This is a genomic window from Hymenobacter gelipurpurascens, assembly GCF_900187375.1.
GTDB lineage: Bacteria > Bacteroidota > Bacteroidia > Cytophagales > Hymenobacteraceae > Hymenobacter > Hymenobacter gelipurpurascens.
Genome location: NZ_FYEW01000001.1, coordinates 1,518,003 through 1,539,200, shown reverse-complemented (window position 1 = coordinate 1,539,200; position 21,198 = coordinate 1,518,003). Strand labels below are relative to the sequence as shown.

Annotated in this window: 14 protein-coding genes and 1 riboswitch; all 14 genes read right to left on the bottom strand. The window is 59.7% G+C overall.

The annotated features are described in order from the left end of the window. Positions 1–3: 3 nt before the first annotated feature. Entirely contained in the window at positions 4–1,713 is a 1,710-nt protein-coding gene (locus tag CFT68_RS06545) for an NADPH-dependent assimilatory sulfite reductase hemoprotein subunit (protein WP_088842584.1), read from the bottom strand. Between the two features lie 198 nt (positions 1,714–1,911). Next, a complete protein-coding gene (locus CFT68_RS06540) occupies positions 1,912–4,818 on the bottom strand; it encodes a TonB-dependent receptor (protein ID WP_088842583.1) in 2,907 nt (968 codons plus the stop codon). A 261-nt stretch (positions 4,819–5,079) separates the two neighbouring features. Next, the gene (locus CFT68_RS06535; protein WP_088842582.1) at positions 5,080–6,936 is read right to left on the bottom strand and encodes an assimilatory sulfite reductase (NADPH) flavoprotein subunit; all 1,857 of its coding nucleotides are present in this window, start codon (positions 6,934–6,936) and stop codon (positions 5,080–5,082) included. Positions 6,937–6,992: 56 nt separating this feature from the next. Next, on the bottom strand, positions 6,993–7,775 hold the full coding sequence (gene cobA, locus CFT68_RS06530; protein ID WP_088842581.1) for a uroporphyrinogen-III C-methyltransferase: 783 nt from the start codon (positions 7,773–7,775) through the stop codon (positions 6,993–6,995). 27 nt (positions 7,776–7,802) lie between these two features. Further along, positions 7,803–9,089, bottom strand: coding sequence for a sulfate adenylyltransferase subunit 1 (locus tag CFT68_RS06525; RefSeq protein ID WP_088842580.1), 1,287 nt, complete (start codon positions 9,087–9,089; stop codon positions 7,803–7,805). A gap of 92 nt (positions 9,090–9,181) precedes the next feature. Further along, complete coding sequence (gene cysD / locus CFT68_RS06520) at positions 9,182–10,093, bottom strand: sulfate adenylyltransferase subunit CysD (protein WP_088843696.1); 912 nt, start codon at positions 10,091–10,093, stop codon at positions 9,182–9,184. Positions 10,094–10,236: 143 nt separating this feature from the next. Further along, positions 10,237–11,013, bottom strand: a complete 777-nt coding sequence (locus tag CFT68_RS06515) for a phosphoadenylyl-sulfate reductase (RefSeq protein WP_088842579.1) — start codon at positions 11,011–11,013, stop codon at positions 10,237–10,239. A gap of 332 nt (positions 11,014–11,345) precedes the next feature. Then, positions 11,346–11,437: riboswitch (SAM riboswitch) on the bottom strand. Positions 11,438–11,795: 358 nt separating this feature from the next. After that, a complete protein-coding gene (locus tag CFT68_RS06510) occupies positions 11,796–13,277 on the bottom strand; it encodes a lipopolysaccharide biosynthesis protein (RefSeq protein WP_170934718.1) in 1,482 nt (493 codons plus the stop codon). A 142-nt stretch (positions 13,278–13,419) separates the two neighbouring features. Further along, positions 13,420–14,814 carry a DUF7033 domain-containing protein gene (locus tag CFT68_RS06505; RefSeq protein ID WP_088842577.1) on the bottom strand — a complete coding sequence of 465 codons (1,395 nt, stop codon included), beginning with the start codon at positions 14,812–14,814 and terminating at the stop codon, positions 13,420–13,422. Between the two features lie 60 nt (positions 14,815–14,874). Continuing rightward, positions 14,875–16,173 carry a glycosyltransferase family protein gene (locus CFT68_RS06500; protein WP_088842576.1) on the bottom strand — a complete coding sequence of 433 codons (1,299 nt, stop codon included), beginning with the start codon at positions 16,171–16,173 and terminating at the stop codon, positions 14,875–14,877. A gap of 325 nt (positions 16,174–16,498) precedes the next feature. Then, positions 16,499–17,539 carry a pseudaminic acid synthase gene (gene pseI, locus CFT68_RS06495; protein WP_088842575.1) on the bottom strand — a complete coding sequence of 347 codons (1,041 nt, stop codon included), beginning with the start codon at positions 17,537–17,539 and terminating at the stop codon, positions 16,499–16,501. A 112-nt stretch (positions 17,540–17,651) separates the two neighbouring features. After that, on the bottom strand, positions 17,652–19,187 hold the full coding sequence (gene pseG, locus CFT68_RS06490) for a UDP-2,4-diacetamido-2,4,6-trideoxy-beta-L-altropyranose hydrolase (protein ID WP_088842574.1): 1,536 nt from the start codon (positions 19,185–19,187) through the stop codon (positions 17,652–17,654). 42 nt (positions 19,188–19,229) lie between these two features. Then, positions 19,230–19,958 (bottom strand): cytidylyltransferase domain-containing protein, encoded by a 729-nt coding sequence (locus CFT68_RS06485; protein WP_088842573.1) that lies wholly within the window; start codon positions 19,956–19,958, stop codon positions 19,230–19,232. A 5-nt stretch (positions 19,959–19,963) separates the two neighbouring features. Further along, a complete protein-coding gene (gene pseC / locus CFT68_RS06480; RefSeq protein WP_088843695.1) occupies positions 19,964–21,142 on the bottom strand; it encodes a UDP-4-amino-4,6-dideoxy-N-acetyl-beta-L-altrosamine transaminase in 1,179 nt (392 codons plus the stop codon). Positions 21,143–21,198 lie beyond the last annotated feature (56 nt).

The following is a 21,198-nucleotide window of genomic DNA, read 5'->3' as shown; positions in this document are numbered from 1 at the left end:
GGCCTAGACATGGAAGTTCAGGCCGTGCGTGGTGGCCTGCACATGCCCCTGCCGAATCACAAAATCGCCGAAATGCTCCTGAGGCTGGCGGTTTTGGGCGTAGTCGCGGAGCAGCGGCGTCAGGGCTTCCACAATACCCTCTTCGTCCAGCATCTCCTTGTAGAGCTTGTTCATCCGCTCCCCATTGAAGCCCGCTCCAAGGTAGAGGTTGTAGCGGCCCACGGCCCGGCCCACCAGCCCAATTTCGCCCAGGTAGGGGCGGGCGCAGCCGTTGGGGCAGCCCGTCATCCGGATCAGAATATCGTCCTGGGTCAGGCCCAAATTAGCCAGCACCACTTCCAGCCGGTCAATCAGCTGTGGAATATAGCGCTCGGCCTCGGCGAAGGCCAGCGAGCAGGTGTTCAGAGCCACGCAGGCCAGGGCGCCCCGGCGCAGGCCGGAGCTGGTTTCTACGGCTACCCCATGCTGCGCCAAGGTGGCCTGCACGGCCAGGCGGTGCTTCGGAGCCACGTTGGCCACAATCAAGTTCTGGTTGCCAGTGAGGCGGAAGTCGCCGGTGTGAAAAGCCGCAATTTCCCGGAGCGCAGTTTTTAGCAGGTTTCCGGGTCGGTCGGCCACGCGGCCACCTTCCACGAACAAGGTCAGGTGCTGGGCGCCATCGGGCCCGGTAGTCCACCCGAAGGCGTCGCCGGAGCTCTTGAACTCATACGGCCGCGCCTCTTCCAGCTCGAAACCCAAACGCTGATTCAGCTCCTGCCGGAACACATCTAGGCCTACGCGGTCGAGGGTGTACTTGAGGCGCGAGAATTTGCGGTTTTCGCGGTTGCCCCAATCGCGCTGAATGGTCACGACTTTCTCGCAGAGGTCCACCGCCTTATCGGCGGGCACAAAGCCAATGAGGTCGGCGAGGCGCGGGTACGTTTCGGGCATCCCAAACGTCATGCCCATGCCGCCACCTACGGCCACATTAAAGCCCAGGAGCTGGCCATTTTTTTCAATGGCAATCAGACCGAGGTCGTTGGCGAAGATGTCGGTGTCGTTGTTTGGCGGTACGGCCAGCGCAATCTTGAACTTGCGCGGCAGGTAGGTCTTGCCATAAATCGGCTCGAAATCTTCCTCGCCCTCATTCGGTGCGCTGCTGTACTTCGATTCTCCATCCAGCCACAGCTCCCAGTACGCCGAGGTGCGCGGCGTGAGGTGCGTACTGATCTGCTTCGTGATTTCAAATACCTGCTCATGCACCTTACTTTGGTGCGGGTTGGGGTTGAACATCACATTGCGGTTTACGTCGCCGCAGCCCGCAATACTGTCTAAAAGGACATCATTGAAGCCTTTGATAGTCTTTTTGAGGTTGCGCTTCAGTACGCCGTGCAGCTGGAAAGCTTGGCGCGTGGTAAGCTTCAGGGTGTCGTTTCCATATTGAGTGGCCAACTGATCCATGCGTAGCCATTGCGCCGGAGTGGCAATGCCACCGGGCACGCGCACCCGAATCATGAGCGAATACAGTGGCTCCAGCTTCTGGCGCTTCCGCTCGCTTTCCAGGTCGCGGTCGGTTTGCTGGTAGGAGCCGTGGAATTTGATCAGATGGGTATCGTCGGGGTAGAGGGCGCCCGTAATGGGGTTCACGAGGCTCTCGGCCAGGGTACCGCGCAGGTAGTTGCTGGCGTCCTTGACGTGCTCGACTTCGGAAAGCTTGATGGTGGTATCGGCCATAGTATCAGGTGATTTTAGAACAAAGCTTCTCTCCTCAGATGATTCCGCGCATGAAGCGGCGAGGGGCTGGGGTGGTTGAAGTGGCCTAGAACGATTTTAGAATTAGAGCTAGTTGACGCTCAGACGAATATCAAGTACCCTAACCCCTCGCCGCTTCATGCGCGGAATCATCTGAGAAGGGGAGCTGATTTTTAGCTTCTAGCGCAGCACCGTGTTGTCGAAGGTGAGGGCCACGTAGTACAAGCCCCCGATGGTGGGGCCGGCCGCGTACTGGATGTAGCGGTTGTTGAGCAGGTTGGCGCCGCCCACTTTGATGGTTGATTTCAGGGACGGAATGCGCACGTTCACCTGGGCATCAACGGTCTGGTAGGCGGGCACGCGGCCGTTGGCCAGCGGGCTTTCCCAGTAGAAAGTGCTCTGATGGCGCCACACCACGTTGAAGCCGACGTTGCGCACCACCTCGCGGTTGCCAAACGACACGTTCGTGGCCCAATGCGGCGTGTTGAAGCCCGTCACGAAAATATCCGACTCCTTATTGGCCGAGAGGGCGTTGTAGTTGACGTTGCCGCCGACCGTGAACTTCTCGTAAAAGTTGTAGTTGATGCCCAGCGTGGAGCCGTAGCTGTGGTAGTTGTTGAGCGCGTTGGTGTACACGCGGTAGCGGTCTTGGCGGGCGCCGCGGTTGCTGTTCAGGGCGGCCAGCACCGCATCATCGGAGCCCACGGTTACTTGCTGACCGGCTGCATTCTTGGGCACGCTCACTTCTACCTGGCCTAGGAAACCGGAGTACACGTTGTAGTACGCATCGGCATCAATCGACACGCGGTTATCAAACAGCACGCTGCGGTAGCCCACCTCGTAGGCGTTGATCTGCTCGGGCTGCTCCGTGGGCAGGTTACCTACTTTCAACAGCTCCCGAATTTCGGGGCGCACTGCCGCTTGGGAGGCCGTGGTGCCACTATTGGCTGCCACGTAGGCATTCACCGCCGCATTGAAGGTGGTGATGGACGCCAGCGTGTAGGAGTTGTCGAGGTAGTTCAGGCCCTCGTTCACGCGAGCTAGGCCACCCACGCGGCGCACGTTGCCGTTGTTCACGAACGACAAGGCCTCAAACAACGAGGGGAAGCGCCAGCCGTTCTGGTACGACGCCCGGAAGTTGTGCTTGTCGGCCAGGGTATACACGGCGGCTACGCGCGGGTTCAGCTTGGGGTCGAACTCAGGATTGTAGTCGGCGCGCAGGGAAGCGGTCAGCTTAAGCTTGTTGTCGAGGAGCAGGCGCGTAGCCTGAGCAAAGCCACCAAATTTCTTATAGTACTGGTTGCTGCCGCCGGGCATGGTGCGCTCAGCAAGTGGCCTACTGAAGTCCACGAAGTTGTTGCCATCGGGAATGACGGCGTACACACGGGTATCAGCCCCCACAATCACATCGGCAAACTTCACGCGCTGGCCCAGGTTCCAGATAGCATCGGCGTGATAGGTGTGGCTGCGCTGGGTGAGGGCCGCGCCGCCCGGAATGGGTGCTCCCGGCACGTTCACGCCGCTGTCCCAGTTATTGGTGTGCACAATCTGGTTTTTCAGCGCATCAAAGGCGGGCGTACCCGGCACGGCGCGGCCGGCATCGGCCACCGCGCGGGCTTGTTGCATGGCCGCCGCTAGGCCACTGCCGGCGCTCAGCTGGCTCTGTAGCGCCGTCCGGAACTTGGTGCCCCACGCGGCGTTGGAGCCGTTTTGCAGGTCGAGGTTCAGGGCCAGCGGGTTGAGGTTATAGGAGTCGCCGGTGTTTTCGATGAGCATGTAGGCGCGGGCTGTGAAGTCCTGGACTTTCAGCTCAATTTTGTGGTTTTGCACCGTCACGCCATCCAGCTGGATCTTGTTGCCGCGCTGAAATACGCCGTCCATGAGCCCGAAACGGTAGCCGTAGCTCAGCTCCATCTTATCCGTGAGCTTGTAGTGCAGGCTGGCGTCGGCCTTGATGTTGCGCACGATGGGGTTGGTGAGGTCGCGCTCATAGTAGCCCGTGCGGCGCACGTTGAAGGTTTCGTTGCGGCCGTTGTAGGGAATGGTGATGGACACGTTGCCGGCGTTATCGTCGCCGTAGCGGTTCCAGAGGTCGGCGGCGGGGTTGTTGGCGCCGCTAAGCTCCGGGAAGCGCGGGTTGGCGGAGGCGGCCGTTTGCGGGTTCTGGTCGATTTGGGTGTTGGCCAGCCAATCGGTGCCGCGCAGGTAGCTCAGGTTTACTTTGTAGGCCAGTCGCTGGGAAGGCCCCACCACCTGCGCCCAGCGCACAGCCGTTTCGGTGAGGGCGCTCGGGTCGCGGTCTTTACCATCCACATGGTTCACGCCTACTTTCTGGTACACGCTCAAGCCAGGGTAGCTGAAGGGGCTTTTGGTGGTGAGGTTGGCCATGCCGTTGATGGCGTTCATGCCATACAGCGCCGAAGCCGCGCCGGGCGTAATTTCCACGCTAGCAATGTCCAGCTCGGTGGGTCCGATGGCGTTGCCCAGCGGCACGCCCAGCGTGGCCGCCTGCATATCCACGCCATCCACGAGCTGCATGAAGCGGAAGTTGTTCGGGATGTTGAAGCCGCGTGTATTCGGCACCTTAAACGTGAGCGAGCTGGTGGTCATCTGCACGCCTTTCACGTTTTCTAGGGCATCGTAGAAGCTGGGCGCGGGCGTTTCCTTGATGGCCCGGATATCCAGTTTCTCAATAGCTACCGGCGACCTGAGTCGGCTTTCTTCCACCCGCGAGGCCGACACCACCACCTCATTCACCAGCACCGCCTTCGACTCCAGCTTAATGGCAATAGGCTGGCTGCCGCTAGCAATTTCCAGCTCTCTGGATTCGTAGCCGATGAAGTTGAACACCAGCGTAAACGGAAACCGCAGCTTGGCCTTCAACGCAAACTGGCCATTATTATCACTCAGCGTGCCCGTCGAGCCGCCTTTTACACTGATGCTCACGCCGGGCAACGGCTGTTGGTTGCCGTTGTCGCGCACGGTGCCGCTGATGGAAATAAGCGGATCCTGGGCGTTGGCTGAGAGGATGCTCACGAACAAAAGAAGCAGGAGCAACCAGAAAGAAGCGTAGTACTGCTTCAGCATATAGAAGGTATTTCTAGTGGAAAGACGTTGAAATGGAGGGACGTAGGCCAGTCGGAAGGGGGGCGGAGAGCCGCACAACCGGCGGCTTTTAGCAGCTACAACATCGATTCATCAGGGCACGCATCTGGTTGGGGTTGGTAGGGGAAGACCGTCATGCTGAGCTTGTCGAAGCATCTCGCGTGCTGACGTTGAGTTACTAATCCTGCGTCAGCACGCGAGATGCTTCGGCTGCGCTCAGCATGACGTTCATTGTGAGCCGTTCTAATACACGTCCTCGAGAAAGCGGCGCGACTTCTTCAGCTTCTTCAGGTATTCAGCGGCGTATTCTTCGCCTAGGCCACTTTCCTGGCCGATGATGGTGAGTAGGGCGCGCTGCACATCGGCAGCCATGCGGGTTTTGTCACCGCACACGTAGAAGTAGGCGCCGTTTTCAAGCTGGTCGTAGAGGCGGCGACCCTGCTCCAGCAGGCGGTGCTGGATGTACACTTTCTGCTTTTGGTCGCGGGAGAAAGCCACGTCGAGGCGGTCTAGGGTGCCTTTTTTCAGGTGCTGCTGCCACTCCGTCTGGTAAAGGAAGTCGGTGGTGAAGTGGGGGTTGCCGAACACCAGCCAGTTGCGGCCGGTAGCGCCGTTTTCAGCCCGCTCCTCCGTAAAAGCCCGGAACGGAGCCACGCCTGTTCCAGCGCCTACCATAATAATGTCGGTGGCAGAATCCTGAGGCAGCTTAAAGTATTCGTTGCGGTCGACCCACACGCGGGCGGTGTCGCCGAGGTTCAGGTGGTCGGCCTGGTACACGGAGCAGGCGCCGTGTTTGTCGCGGCCGTTGGCCTGGTAACGCACGGCGCCAACCGTCAGATGCACTTCCTCAGGGTGCGCGAGCAGGCTGCTGGCAATGGAGTAGGCGCGGGCCGGCAGAGGCCGCAGCACCGCCGACAGTTGCTGCCCTGATAACTCCACAGGAAACTCCGTGAGCAAGTCAGCTACATCGCGGCCGTAGAGGTACGCCGGAAGTTTAGCTTTATCGGCCAGAATCTCCTGCAAATGTGTGTGCTGGGGTGCCACCGCGGCGTAGCGTTCCAGCACGTCGCGCGTCACTACTGATAGCTCCAGCCGCTCCGTGAGGGCAGTGACCAAGTCTAGCTCGGTGCTTCCCAGACGCACGGGTGCTATGGCCGAAAGGCGAGCGGCTTGCAGCACTTCTTCCACCAGCGCTGGGCGGTTGGTGGGCTGCACCATCAGCGCATCGCCGGCTTCATACTGAATTCCGGAGCCTTCCAGCGAAAATTCCAGGTGATAGGTTTCCTTCGTGGAGCCGCGGCCGTTCAGCTGAATCTTCTCCAGCAAGGGTGCCTGAAACGGGTTTTTGCTGGTATACACTTCCGCCTCGGGCAGTACCTCCCCACCAAACGGCGCGCAAGATTGAAAGGCAAACACCCCCGCCGGAACCGCCACCGTAGCGCCCACCGATACAGTAGTGCTTACGGGAGCCGCCGTCGGTACCGACTGGGCAATCAGGTCCAGCACCTGGTCGGCCCACTGGCGGGTTTCCAGCTCAAATTCCACGTCGCAATCCACGCGGTCCAGCAGGCGCTGTCCGCCCAGCTCCGCCAACCGCTGATCGAACTCAAACCCCGTCTGGCAGAACTGTAGGTAGCTTTTGTCGCCCAGGGCCAGCACCGCGAAGCGTAGCTCCGGCAGCCTGGGCGCACGGTTGCTGAGCAGAAACTGATGGAGCTCTTCGGCTGCAATGGGCGGGTCGCCCTCGCCCTGTGTGCTTACAATTACTAGTAGTTGCTGCTCTCTCTTGAGGTCTTTGGTTGGGTACTCGTTCATGTCGCGCACTGTGGCAACTAAGCCACGTTGGCGGGCTGCTTCGGCGGTGAGGTTCGCGGCTTTTTTGCTGTTTCCGGTTTGCGAGCCATACAGAATCGTCAGGCGGCCAGCCGGGGCCGCTGCAACGACCCCAGTAGGCTGCGGCACAGCGGTGCCAGCTCCCACGCGGCCATAGAGATACCCGCTCAGCCAGAGCAATTGCTGATCGGAAAGGCCCGTGGTTAGCCGCTCCAGGGAGGCCTCATCGAGGCCGGTGGGAAGTGTAGAAGAAAGGGGGGTCGACATGTAGAAGGAGTTCTGGCGGTGGGATGGAGCCCGGCACTTCTGCACCGGCTGGCAACTCAGGCAACGTTGGCGTAGGCCACTGCGGCAAAGGCTTCGGCGGCCACCACTTCGGGCCGGGCCAGGCGCGTCACCTCTCCAATTATGATAATGGCGGGCGCGCCCAGGCCTGCTGCCGCCACGCGAGCGGGAAGCTCCGCCACGGTCCCGGTAACCAGGCGCGCCGAGGGCAGGGTGCCGTTTTGTACAATGGCAGCCGGCGTATTGGCTTGCCCATGTTGGCTGAACAGGCCTACAATACGTTCCAACTCGCCCAGGCCCATCAGAATGACGGTAGTGGTGCGGGAACGGGCGGCTTCGGCGACACTGCCCGACAACTCGCCGGTGGCGGTGGTAGCCGTAATCACCCGAAACCCCTCGCTGGCGCCCCGGTGCGTAACCGGGATGCCCACGCTACCCGCCGCCGCCACCGCGCTACTGATACCCGGCACGTAGTCGGTGGCCAGGCCATGTTGCTCAGCATACAGCATCTCTTCGCGGCCCCGCCCAAACACGAAAGGGTCACCGCCTTTCAAGCGTACTACGTGGCCATACAAAAGAGCATTTTCCACAATCAGGGCATTGATTTCATCCTGACTGTAGCTGCGCAGGCCTCTGCGCTTACCCACAAATACCGTAATGGCATCGGGGCGAGCATACTGCAGCAACTCGTTGTTGGCCAGCGCATCATACAGGATAACATCGGCCTCGCCCAGCACTCGGGCTCCTTTGAGCGTGAGCAGCTCCGGGTCGCCGGGGCCGGCGCCGAGCACAGTAAGCCGGGGCTGTTTGGTGAAGGACATGCGGAATAGAGGCAGGTAGCCAGGCGGCTAGATGGAAAACACGACGGGCGGCGGCACCGGGGCCGTGAAATACTCGGAGTTGGCGGCTTCCACGAGGCCAGCGGCTACGGTGTCGCCGCTGAGCTCATCAACCAGAATGAAGGAGCCGGAAACACGGTTGTCCTGATAATGATCCAGGGCCAGGGGTAGCGCGGTTTTGATGCGCACCCGCACGATGTCGTTGAGCTGGGCCGAATCCGTCGCGACGCGGGCGAAGGTTTGCACATTTACCTTGTAGAGGATAGCCGGTATGGCGGCTTTCACCAGGGCCGAGTGCTGCTGCACCAAGAGCTTGCGGCCCGGCCACAGTGGCTGTTCGCTCATCCAACACAGGGTGGCTTCCAATTCCCTTGTTACAGTGGGCTGGTGGCCTACGGGCACAATAGTGTCGCCGCGGCTCACGTCCACATCGTCGCGCAGCCGAATCACCACGGCCTGGGGCGCCGCTGCTACTTCTACTTCCCGCTGGCTTACTTCGAGCGCCTCAATCTCCGATTCCAGGCCCGAGGGCAGAATCAGTACCCGGTCGCCACGGCGGTATGCGCCGCTCTGAATCTGGCCGGCATAGCCGCGGTAGTCGGGTAGTTCGGCCGTTTGCGGACGGATGACATACTGAACCTGGAACCGGGGTTCCGAGGACCGTTCCAGCGTGCCGGGCACGCTTTCCAGGTGTTCCAGCAAGCTGGGGCCGGTGTACCAGGGCAGGTGCGTGGAGGGGGTTACCACATTGTCGCCCTGCAGGGCGCTAAGCGGAATAGCCACGGCGGCCGGCAGATTGAAGTGGTTGGTCAGCTCGGCGTAATCCGTCGCGATTTTAGCGAAAATCGCTTCCTCGTAGTCTACCAGATCCATTTTGTTCACGGCCAACACAAACTGCCGAATACCCAGCAGCGCCGCAATTAGGGTGTGACGGCGGGTTTGCTCAATCACGCCCTGGCGCGCATCCACCAGTACAATGGCGAGGTCGGCGTTGCTGGCGCCTGTCACCATGTTGCGGGTGTACTGCACGTGGCCCGGCGCATCCGTGATGATGAACTTGCGGCGCGGCGTGGTGAAGTACTTGTAGGCCACATCGATGGTGATACCCTGCTCACGCTCAGCGCGTAGGCCATCGGTCAGCAGTGCCAGATCCACGACGCCGTTAGAAGCCTGCCGCTTTTCCAGTGCCGCCAGCACATCCAGCGACACAGATTCGGAATCGTACAGCAAGCGGCCAATTAGGGTGCTTTTGCCGTCGTCAACGCTGCCGCAGGTAATAAATCGGAGTAAGTCCATGAGGTGAAATTGTGAGGTTGTGAAATTGTGAGTTGGTCGTTCGGGTGAAGCGTGTTGTCAGTTCACAACCTCACCCTTCACAACTTCACCACTTAGAAATAGCCGTTGCGCTTGCGGTCTTCCATGCCGGCTTCCGAGATGTTGTCGTCGAGGCGAGTGGCGCCCCGTTCGCTTACTTTGGCCAGCAGCAGGTCCTGAATGATGTCTTCCACGGTGGCGGCGTCGCTTTCCACGGCGGCCGTGCACGTAGAGTCCCCCACGGTGCGGAAGCGCACCTGGCGCGTCACGATTTCATCGTCGTCATCGAGGTGTAAATGCTCCGACAGGCCTAGGAGCTGGCCCGAGGGCAGGACCACGCAGGTGCGCTCGTGGCCGAAGTAGATATCCGGCAGCTGAATGTTTTCTCGCTGGATATAGCGCCACACGTCCAGCTCTGTCCAGTTGGAAATGGGGAATACGCGCACGTTTTCGCCCTTCTGAATGCGGCCATTGTATACGTTCCAGAGCTCGGGGCGCTGGCGCTTGGGGTCCCACTGGCCAAACTCGTCGCGCACGGAGAAAATGCGCTCCTTGGCGCGGGCTTTTTCCTCGTCGCGGCGGGCACCCCCAATGCAGGCATCAAACTCAAACTCCTCAATTACCTCCAGCAGCGTGTAGGTCTGAAGCGGGTTGCGGCTCGGATATTTGCCGCCGGGCTCGCGCAGGCGCTGGCGCTTGATGGTGTCTTCCACGCTGCGCACAATTAGCTTTTCGCCCAGGCGGGCGGCCAGATCGTCGCGGTAGGCCAGGACTTCCGGGAAGTTGTGGCCAGTATCCACGTGTACCAACGGGAAGGGGAAGCGGCCGGGGCGAAAGGCTTTCTCGGCCAGGCGCGTGAGCACAATGGAGTCTTTGCCGCCCGAAAACAGCAGTGCCGGACGCTCAAACTGGCCCGCTACTTCGCGCAGGATATGAATGGATTCGGCTTCCAGCCGGTCGAGGTAATCAAATGGAGGAGTACTCATGGTGTTGTCGGGATGACCGTTTTGCATTGGGCAGCTATAGAGACACACTATTTTGTGTCTGCCGTATGTTGATGTTATTTAGCTGGCTGTCCTAGGCCAGTCGTTCTAGCGACGAGACGCAAAATGTTGCGTCTCTACCCGGCCTAGCCCGCCGGCACGGGTTCTACCACCGGGTCGGGTCCGTCGTGATGAGCCGTGCTGTGTAGGCCACACTCCTTGGCGGAAAGGTCCTCCCACCACCAACGGCCGGCCCGGAAGTCTTCGCCTGGTTTGATGGCCCGGGTGCAGGGGGCGCACCCAATGCTCACGAAGCCTTGTTGGTGCAGCGGGTTCACGGGAATGCTGTTTCCCTGGGCGTAGGCCACTGCCTGCTCCCAGGTCCAGTCGAAAAGCGGATGAATTTTGGTGAGCTTATGCGCCGCGTCCCACTCCACGGGGTCCATGGTTTGGCGGTTCTGTGACTGCTCGGCCCGAATGCCGGTTACCCAGGCCTGCTGCCCCGCCAGCGCCCGATTCAGAGGCTCCACTTTGCGGATGTAGCAGCACTCCTTGCGGTTGTCGACGCTCTCGTAGAAGCTGTTGGGGCCCTTGGCGAGGAGCAGCTCCTGCACGCTTTCCTGGCGCGGAAAGTATACTTCAATGCGCTGTTCGTATTTCAGGAGGGTCTTGTTCCAGGTGGAATAGGTCTCCTGAAAATTGCGCCCGGTATCCAGCGTGAATACCTTGATAGGAAGCTCATGTGCGAAAATCAAGTGGCTGATAATCTGGTCTTCCAGTCCAAAGGAAGTGGAAAACACGGCTTTGCCAGGGAAGCGCTCAGCCACCAGACGCAGGCGCTCCAGGGCGTTAGCAGATGTAAGCTGAAGGCGCAGGTCGTCGAGCTCGGGCAGGACGGCCGGCGCAGCAGATGCTGCAGACATAACAAGAAGAGAAGTGAGGAGAGGCCACCGCAGGGGCAGCAGTCCGGCCGAGAATGGCCCAAGCAGAAACGCAACGTCGCGGGGCGACAGGTACACGGTTTCGCCAGGCGAAAAAGGCGGGTGCAGACGACTCAGCTAGACGCGCACTTACGCACGTCAGAAAAGCTCAATCAGCCTACAAACCAGGAAAAAAGGAGGAGTGTGGCCCTTAGCAACAACAACAGGCTCCGGTCATAGAGACGGGAGTAGCCATACCACAACACCCATGCTGTACAGAAGCGGAGGTGGCAGAAGCGGCGGTGGTGTTGACGAAGCGGTTCACGGCGTTGTTGTTTTTATATGGTCAGGACTTGGCACCGTTCCGCACTTACGGATGGTTGCCGGCGCTTCGTAGAGCCTGTCTCTCCACGCCTCTGTATAAAAACAATCCTTTGATGGGGAAAGAATTGGTGCTACAAATGTACTGGTCGAAATTTTACACTTCCAAATTTTATTTTTTATACAGGTTAAAGCTAAGCCGCTTTAGCCAGTTCCTTCGCCATCTTGGGCGGGCTGATTTTTCGGAAGAGAATCTGCTGGCCTAGTGGGAGTATTGTAAAGGAATAGTTTAATTTTATAGAGGATTTTATAACTGAATACTTGCTCGTCGGCAAAAGCAATAAACCTGAATATCGAGCTCAAAACAAAAGCGGGTGGCCTAGGCCACCCGCTTGCTGATAGAAATCCAGTAATGCTGCCAGGCGCTGTGTTTCGCTGTAAAGTGAAACTAGCGTTTTATGATGCTACTGGCGTTTGCGTGCCAGGATTCTGCCCAGTAATGCACTGACTTCCGGGGCAGATTTGGTGAGTAAAATCAGAGCGCTATATAGTGCCGTAAGCACGGCGGAGCGCACCAGCATCGTGAGGAAAGCCGACGGAAACTCCGGCACCAGCCAGGCCGCCACACCTGCCACGGCTGCAATGCCAACGATGAGCGCTATACGCCACGTGAGAGGCTGCATCCGGTAGCTGTGCCACACAAACCAGGTCCGGGCCAGGTTTATGCAGACGATGGCCAGTAAATACGCTACGGCGGCGCCCAGCAACCCTACACGAGGAATCAGCACCGCGTTCAGACCAATAGTGGCCAGCGCCAGCGAAATGTTGAACAGCAAATCGTAACGGTATCGGGGCGACGTGACGACGATGAGCGCGTTCAGGCCCGTAATGCCATCGAACAAACGAGCTGCCAACAGCACCAGCACGGCTGTGGTGCCGGCCTTCAGGGCGGGGTTGTGCATCAGGCCATAGATAAAATCGAGGTTGAGCCCGATGCCCAGGGCCAGGTAGCAGCCCAGCACCGTGTTGAGGCGGGTAGTGTCGCGGTAGAAAGCGGCCATGCGGGGCAGCGCCTGCTCTTTCCAGTAGTCGGCCAGCAGCGGAAAGGCAATTTTGTTGAGCGAGCGAGCCGGTAGCGTAATGGCCGTGCTGATGAAAAACGCAATGCTATAGACCCCTGCCGCCGCCAGATTTAGCTGCGAGCCCACCATAATGGTGTCAATATTCATGATGACTGTAGCCGAGATATTGGCCAACAGCGCAAAGCCCCCAAAGCTGAGAATGTTCCGCAACGGCTGCACCTGCAGCACCGCCCGGTTGGGACGAATATGCAGTTCCCCAATGACGCCTAAGTATACTGTAAGCAGGAGTGCAATGCCACTCATGGTACCGATGTAGGCCAGTATGTAGCCATGAAAGGAAAAGTAGCCCAGTCCGTATAGCACCGCCGCGCCGGCCTGCAGCACCCGGAGCAAAATCTCCTGCACAAACGACGAGAAAGCCGTGTGGTAGAGGCCCTTGAGATATGCATCCTGCAGGGAGTACAGCATCACGAACAGGGCCAGCACACCCACCCAGCCATAATAACTGCTGATAAGGGCTTGGTCAGTCTCGTAGAAGTTGAGCACCAACGGCTTCCCGCCCAGAAAAAGCACCGTGACAAGGCCAAACCCTAGTAGCGGAACGCCCAGCAGCAGCGGCAGGAAACCCTGGTGGCCCGCCTCCCGGTTGCGGAAATAGGGAAAGAATTTGATGCCTACGCTAGCAAACCCCAGCCCCGAAAGCTGCGCATAAATGGTGGCCATGGCCAGCAGCGTGCTTGTGAGGCCTAGCTCATGCGCCGCCAGAAAACGGGGCACCACAAAGGCCGTGTTTACGAACCCCAGGGCTAGCCCGATGTAAGAAATGACCGTATTACGCAGCCCCTGCCGCAGAACTATGCCCAAGAGGTGAAATGGTAAAGTGGTGAATTTGTGAAGTGGTAAAGAGACCAAGAGCACGTCATCCTAAGCTTGCGAAGGATCTTCTCAGGTGAGACCAACTGGCCTAGAACCATTCGTGCTGACGTGTTAAGATCCTTCGTTGCACTCAGGCTGACGTGCTTTTTTGCTTGCTTATTGCACCTAGAATATCGGAGCCGTTAACAAACGCCACGGCGCGGCTGCGAAGGTACTCCATGATTTCGGCGAACTGGCGGGGGCCAGTATTTTCGTTGGCCGGGTCGAAGTTCTCGTTGTGCCAGAGCAGCGTGCATACTCCACCAAACCGCTCAATTTCCTGGAGCATCGGCGTCAGGGCTGGGAGTATTTCCTGCGGCGTCAGCTGCAGGTAACGCGGGTGATGGAGCGTGGCATCCATCACGTTAAGCGGGATTTCGAGGAAGTTGCACGCTTCTCCGCGCTGAAAATTGAACGGGTAGAAGGGTAAGCAGTAAGAGTTGCGGAAGCCGAAATGCTCGGCGAAGCCTAAGGTGGAATCGTAGGCAAAATTGACCAAGTATAACATGTCTGGCATGAGACGGGGCTCCCAGCGCAGATAATGATAGCGCAAGCCAAAACCAGTTTGCTTTCCAGTTACTTTTTCTGATTCCCACCCTAGATCAGAGCCAAAAGGCTCATTCTCATTCGTGCGGTACGGAGCATGAAGCCCAACTTCTATTCCAGCGTTTATCAGAAGGCTAATACTGCGGTCTGCCTCTCGAATTTTATAGTCCGCATTCGGGGTGCCATTGGCGGCTTTGCGGTGCTCGGGTAGGAATAAGAACGTGCTTTTGGCGCCGTAGCTGGCTACAGTTTGCTTCACTTCTTCCAGATTGTCCCAAGCATCTTTCTGGGTGAAGTGCTGCCAGAGCTGGCGGGCCAAGCCAGGCCAGTCGCGGCGCTGGAAGGCAGCTTTGGCGGAGGCCTTCCAGGCGCTGTAGAGGTTGTCGATATCGTGGGTGATGAAGGCAGCCCATTTTGCGCCATTCGGCCAGGTGCGAGGTTGCAAAGAGTAGTCTACGATATGCTCTATGGCTGTTTTCAGCACATCGAAGTAGTAGTTCACCACTGGCATTGTCACGAAGCCATATTGCTGCTGCACACTATCTGCGTAGGGGAACCGGCCGTGCTGGTCGCGCTCCTCGGAGTAGTATTCCTGCCAGCCGCTGAGTAAGTAAAACGCCCCCGAAATTACATCCGCATTGATGGTAGGCCGCCCACTTGGTAGCAGTTCCAGGAGCGGCTTATGCGGCGCTGCGTCAAAGAAAAACGGCACCGACTGGCCTAGCCACTCCCGCATGTTTGGCGCTGCCGGATACGGATTTGTGTCGTTGAAAAACTCGCCGGCACTTTCGGCTATTTGCAGTTGAGGTTGGTGGTACGCGTAGCCAATGGAAATATCCGGCACGTTCTCGTAGGCCAGTCGGAAATGGCGGAGTACGTAGGCCAGTCGGGTTTCGGCAGAAACTGGCTGCGGTGGAGTTGGGAAAGCGGGAGCAGGCATGACGGCGCAAGTAAAGCAGGTTTGGCAGACGACGGTTCCCGCAGAGGGCGCAGAGCTGTTCTAGGCCTGTTTGGGGAGCCACTCGTCGAGGAGGCGCAGGGCTCGTTGTTGGCTGTGGCCTTCGTCGGGGGTGCCGAGTGTGGCATTGTAGTAAGCCGCGCGGCGGTAGAGGTCGAGGGGCTTGTGCTGCTGGTAGCGGCGTAGTAGCTCCGAGAGCTGCGGCAGCGTGCTGGCGCGCTCTACCAAGCCGTGCGCCACATAGCCGTAGTAATCGTCGGTGATGCCGTGGTTGCCGAAGCGGAAGTAGATGCTGGCCAGATTGAGCAACGTGGCTTCCAGGTGGGTGCTGGTGTCGGCGGCGATGAGGGCGTCCTGCTGCTGAAGAAACTCAAATACCTGCTGCTGCCGGGCATCCGAAAACTGCAGCTGCGGGTGCCGATGGCGCAGGAAGGTGAAGTCGCGCTTGTCGCCTGGGTGCGGGCGGAACGTGAACGTAAGGTCCGGGAATTCGCGCAGGAGGTGGCCTACGGCGGCCGCAATTGCCGATGTGTCGTCAAGCGCGTTGCAGGCCAGGCCTACGCGTTGCACGTTGGAGGTTTGGTTTTTGGTGGCCAGGAATGCATCCGCTTTGGGCATGCCTACCAGCTCGGTGCGGCCGTGCACGGGGCCGCACTGGCGGTATTTGTCCAGCGCATCCTGGCCTTCGAGTAAGCTCAGGTCAAAGCCCAGCGGTGGGAAATTGGTGCTGACACTGGCATGCTGCACGTACGCCGTGGGTACGCCGCAGGCGCGTGCTGCCAGCAGCAGAGCGCGGGCATCGTCATTGTGGTCGTTGGCGAAGATGATGGCACGTGGCTTATAATGACGCAGGGCCCGGCAATACACTTCGTAGTAGCCAATGGCATTGAAAATCAAATCGAAAAACCGCCACGCTTTTGCCCCCTCCGTGCGCCGTAGGCCACTATATACCTCAGGCAGTTGCGCGTAATACAGCAGTTTCCGCCGCAGCGAAAGTCGGTTCACCAGTTGGTTGTAGCGCCCAATCTGCTTGCTCTGTCCCGCTACGAGTACGCTGTCTGGCCGAGCCTCCCGCACAAAGTGCAGCGAGTCGTAGTTGTTCTGGCTTACTACGTAGAGCCACACCTTGCCTTGCAGCTCCTCCGCGTTCCGCACCTTACTGAACAGGTTGCCCACCAGTCGCACGGCCGCGTAGCCTGCCACCTTCAGCAACCGCTTAAGTGGCCTAGCCGGCGAAATCGGCTCCAGCATGTGCGCCGGCAGCGTCGCAAACAGGTCGGTAAACCGGAGTTGCAGGATGTCGTGCAGGCGTGCAGTGCAGGTAGAGGGAACGTCAGGCATTAATAAGCAATAAATCGAGCAAGTTAAATGAGTTAAAGACGGTTGACTGGTCCAGAATAACTACCTCCGCCCGTCAGGTCGAGACAGCTTGCGTGCTGACGTTGATTCTCGCTAGCACGTCATCCTGAGTGCAGCGAAGGATCCTATCACGTCAGCACGAGATGCTAGGCCAGTCGTTTTATCGTGACAAGATCCTTCCTTCGTCAGGATGACGTGCTAGTGGGCTGTTCGGGGCCAAGTAGTCACCACTGCAACTTCAGCCCGCGAGCTGTCTCGACCAGCTCGACCTGACCAGCTTAAATAGTTGCTTTTGTTGTCCGGTATCTTACAGCGCCTCCCAGGTCAGGGGGGTGCCGGCCTGCAGGTTTTGGCGGGCCGGTTTGCCCAGGAGTTGGTCGTAGTAGCGGGGCGGCAAACCGTCGCCGGGGCGCACTACGCGCAGGTTTTCCTTGGTGAAGATTTCGCCGGCCTGAATATTCTGGGCCACATACAAGGAGCGTTTGTAGAGTCGGCTCTTTTCCTCCGCCCGCTGGATGCCGTATTGCACCTGGCCTAGCGCCTGCCAGGCCCGCTCAGTTTCAGTTACCAGTTGCGCTACTTCCTCGGGCTCCAGGGAGAAAGCGGAATCTACGCCACCATCGGCGCGGCGCAGGGTTACGTGCTTCTCTACTACACAAGCGCCCAAGGCTACGGCCGCTACGGCAGCGCCCACGCCCATGGTATGGTCGGAGAGGCCTACGAGGCAGTCGGGAAAGAGCTGCTGGAAATGGGGCAGCGTGCGCAGGTTGGTGTTTTGGGGCGTGGCGGGGTAGGTGCTGGTGCACTTCAGCAAAATCAGCTCTCGGCAACCGGCCTCGCGCAGCACCTGCACGGCTTCGGCTACTTCGGCCAGCGTACTGGCACCCGTGCTCATAATCACGGGTTTGCCGGTGGCCGCCACGCGGCGCAGCAGGGGCCAGTCGGTGTTTTCGAAAGAGGCGATTTTGTAGGCTGGTACCTCAAGGGTTTCCAGAAAATCCACGGCGGTTTCATCAAAGGGCGAGCTGAAGGCCAGCATGCCATGCTCCCGCGCCCGATCAAATAAAGGCTTGTGCCACTCCCAGGGCGTGTGCGCCTCCTGATAGAGCTCATGCAGCTCGCGGCCGTACCACAAGGAATTAGGGTCGTCGATGCGGTAGGCGCCGGGCAGCGTCATGGTATCGGCGGTATACGTCTGGAGCTTAATGGCATGCGCACCGGCGGCGGCCATAGCATCTACAATGGCCAGGCCCCGGTTGAGGTCCTGATTATGGTTGCCGCTGAGCTCGGCAATGATGAACGGCGGCTGATCGGAGCCAAGAAGGCGGGAGCCAATGGAAATCTGCATAAGGCAAAAATACGAAGCCCTGCGGGAGCGGGGCTATCGGTTAAAAATAGGCGTCGACTTCGGTAAATTAATAAGGGCAAGCAGGCACACGGAAGCTAGTGCGCCGGGAGCTTCACGCAGCAGAACCAACCCCTTCCCAGCGAAAGGCAACGCTATCTACCTCAGCTGACTTTTCGGCAACCTGCCGAAACCCAGCCCGCTCAAATGCCTTGACGGAGGCCACGTTGGCCGCTTGCACATGGCCTACAACGCGCCGCACCTGCGGGAACAGCGCCGTAACTTGCCGGGTACCGGCCAGCAGCAACAGTGCTGCCAGGCCGCGGCCCCTGAACCGGGCATCCAGCAAATAGCTTAGCGTAGCCTCCTCACCGTCCACGGCAAACCGGATCAGGCCGGCTGGTAGGCCAGTAGCGGCTTCCTGAGCTAGCAGCAGCAGGGCCTGCGGGTCGGAGAGGCGGGCGGCCAGCCACTTAGCATGGTCGGGAGGCGCTACGGGGTTGGGGTTGAAGGAATGCTGGCGCACGGCCGGCTCATTGGTCCAGGCGAGGAGCTGGTCGGAATCGGCGGCCTGCACGGGGCGCAGGTAAAAGGGTGGGGGCGGAAGCTGCAGCGCCGTGAATTCCTGCCGTAGTCGTACGGCGGTCAGGCCATCAAACACCCGGTGCTGCGCCTCGCGAAGCTGCGCTGCTACGCGGGCCGCTTCGGGCGAAGTCAGCACGTTGGGTGCCGAGGTGTAGGGCAGCGCCAGCCCCGCCGCCCGTAGGTAGTGGGCAATATCATATTGGTTGTCGGCCACGGGCAGAATGAACAGCAGGCCCCCACCGGCCGCGCAGTATTCGTAGCTCACGGTGCTGGCCGAGCACACGGCCGCGCCACATTGGCGCATCAGCTCCGCCAGTTGCTCGCCAGGTAGATTACGGTGTAGCACCAGCCGGGGCTGATCCTGCGCCCAGGCTTGCAGACTTTCCCAGTGGGTGTAGGCGCTGCCCACCACCACGTGCACCTGGGGCCCCGAAGGCAGCTCCAGCAACGCCGCCGCTACGCGTTGGGTCTGATGAGTAGGGTCGGCGCCGCCCAGGCATACCAGAATTTCCTCCGGAGAAGCATTCGTTGGCTCCCGAGCAGGCAGTTCCCGAAAGGCCGTTCGGAGTGGTGCAAAGGCGGGGCCACTGAGCAACCGTGCGCCCGGCTGGCGCAGCTCATACTGCGCCACACTGATACCCCCCGCCGGATTCAACACCAGATCAGCGGCCAGCGGAAAGCTGTGCAGATCATCGAGGTACACGAGGCGGGCTACGGCGCCGCGCACCGTGTTTTGGTAGTCGTAGCGGAAGTCGTAGCCATCCAGTACCAGCACGTCGGTGGGCCGCAGCACCTGGCGCACCAGCTCGGCCGCTTCTTCGGGCAGTGGCTGCAGCGGGAGCTGCTGTACCGTCAGGCCATTGGTTTCCAATAGCTCTACCAATGCCTCATCAGGCTGCCGGATCAGGAAAAGCCGCTCTGCCGCCAGCGGCGCCAGAATCTCGGCCAGCGCCAGCAGCCGCATCACGTGGCCTAGGCCTATGCGGGAGTTGCCATCGGCCCGAAATACCAGCCGGGGAATAACCACCAAGGAGGCCGCGCCGGCGGCCGAAACACAAGTCTCCATGCCCCGAAAGTAGGGAGCCGGGCCGGAACCGCCGGTAGTGGGCTAGATTTTCTTCTGCTCCACGTGTGCATTCAGCGCCACCAGTTCCGGATGCTGATCTAGAATCCCGATAAGTTCATCGGCCGTGAGCCGGGCGGCGTGGTGCACTTCAATCAGCTGCCGAATCAGCTCGAAATCCTCCGCTGTGTCAACCGTGAGACGGTAGGCGCTCCGGTCGTCGGGGCGGCGGATATGCCGGAAGTGCACGCGGCCAGAGCGATTCTGGTGGATGTAGGGCGTCACGTGCTCCCGGTCGGCGGGTAGTGTAGCATGCTGAGCGGCTTCCTCCAGGAGCTCCCGGGAGAAGATTTCAAAATCGAAGCCCCGCGGAAACGTGCGCTCCAGCACGTTAGACAGGTACAGTCGTGCATCGTTGGCCCGCAGATATTCCCGGATTGACTGGCCTACAAGCTCCCCATCCAGCAATGGGCAATCAGAAGTTACGCGCACCACTACATCCAGCTGATGCTCCTGCGCGCACAAGGCGTAGCGCGACAGTACATCGTGCTCATCGCCGCGCACGTAGGCTAGGTGCTGCGCCTCCGCGAAGTCCGCCAGCGGGTTATCAGTGGCGTTGGTTGTGATGGCCAAGTACAGCGGAAAGCCGCTGGCCTGCAGGCGCTCCACGTGGTACTGCAGCAGTGGTTGGCCCGCTACGGGCATGAGCACTTTGCCGGGCAGCCGCGTGCTGGTCATGCGGGCCTGAGAGATAATACCGACTTTTTTTGCCATGAAATCTAGCCTTGTACGAACTCCCGGATGCAATCAATAACATACTGCTGCTCCTCATCGGTGAGGCTCGGAAACAGCGGAATGCTCAGGCAGTGCGCGTAGTAGGCTTCGGCCAGCGGAAAGTCGCCGGAGCGCCAGCCCAGCTGCTGATAATAAGGCATAATATGCACCGGAATATAGTGCACCTGCGCAAAAATCTGCTTCTCCCGCAGGAAATCGTACAGCCCCTTCCGGTCTTCCACCTGAATCACATACAAATGGTAGGCGTGGCCCGGAGCCCCGGTCAGTGGCCTTACCGTAAGCATCTCGGCAAAGGCCGTATCGTAGCGGGCGGCCAGCTCCCGGCGGCGCGCTAGGCCAGTCTCCGCGTGCCGGAGCTGGCTGATGCCGAGGGCGCAGAGCATATCGGGCATGCGGTAGTTGAAGCCGAGCTCCTGCATCTCCATGTACCAGCCGCCATCGGAAGGGCGCTCCAGCTGCGCCGGGTCTTTGGTGATGCCGTGGGTGCGCAGGCGCAGCAGGTGCTCGTAGAGGGCGGGGCTGTTAGTGGTAATCATGCCGCCTTCGCCCGTGGCAATGTGCTTCACAGGGTGAAAGCTGAAGATGGCCAAATCGGCAAACTGCCCGTTGCCGCAGCGCTGCTCTTGGCCTAGCGAGTCGGTGAAAAAGCCGCCGGGGGCGTGGCAGCTATCCTCAATCATCCAGAGGCCAAACTCGTCGCAGAGTTTGCGCGCTGCCTCCAGATTTACCGGAAGGCCCGCAAAATCCACCGGAATCAGCCCCTGAAAGTGGCCTACGGGGTGGATTTCCAGCAAACGCCGCACGGCTTCCAGATCAATAAGCGCCGTGGCCGGGTCTATATCCACGAAATGCACCTCGCCGCCGCAGTACCGCACGCAGTTGGCCGAAGCCGAGAACGTGATGGGCGTAGTAATGACGCGCTGACCCGGCTGCACGCCCAACGCCAGCGCGCACAGGTGCAGCGCGGCCGTACCGTTGGCCACCGCCACGGCGTATTTGGCGCCTACGTACGCGGCAAACTTCTCCTCAAACTCGGCCACTTTCGGGCCTTGCGTAAGGTAGTCGGAATAGAGCGTATCCGTAACGGCCTGCACATCTTCGGGAGTAATATGCTGGCGGCCGTAGGCAATGGAGCGCGTGGGTTGGAAGGCAGACTGGATCATAGTAGAATCAAAGGTAATAGAGAAGCCGCTCTCCATAGAAAGCGGCTTCTCTTATA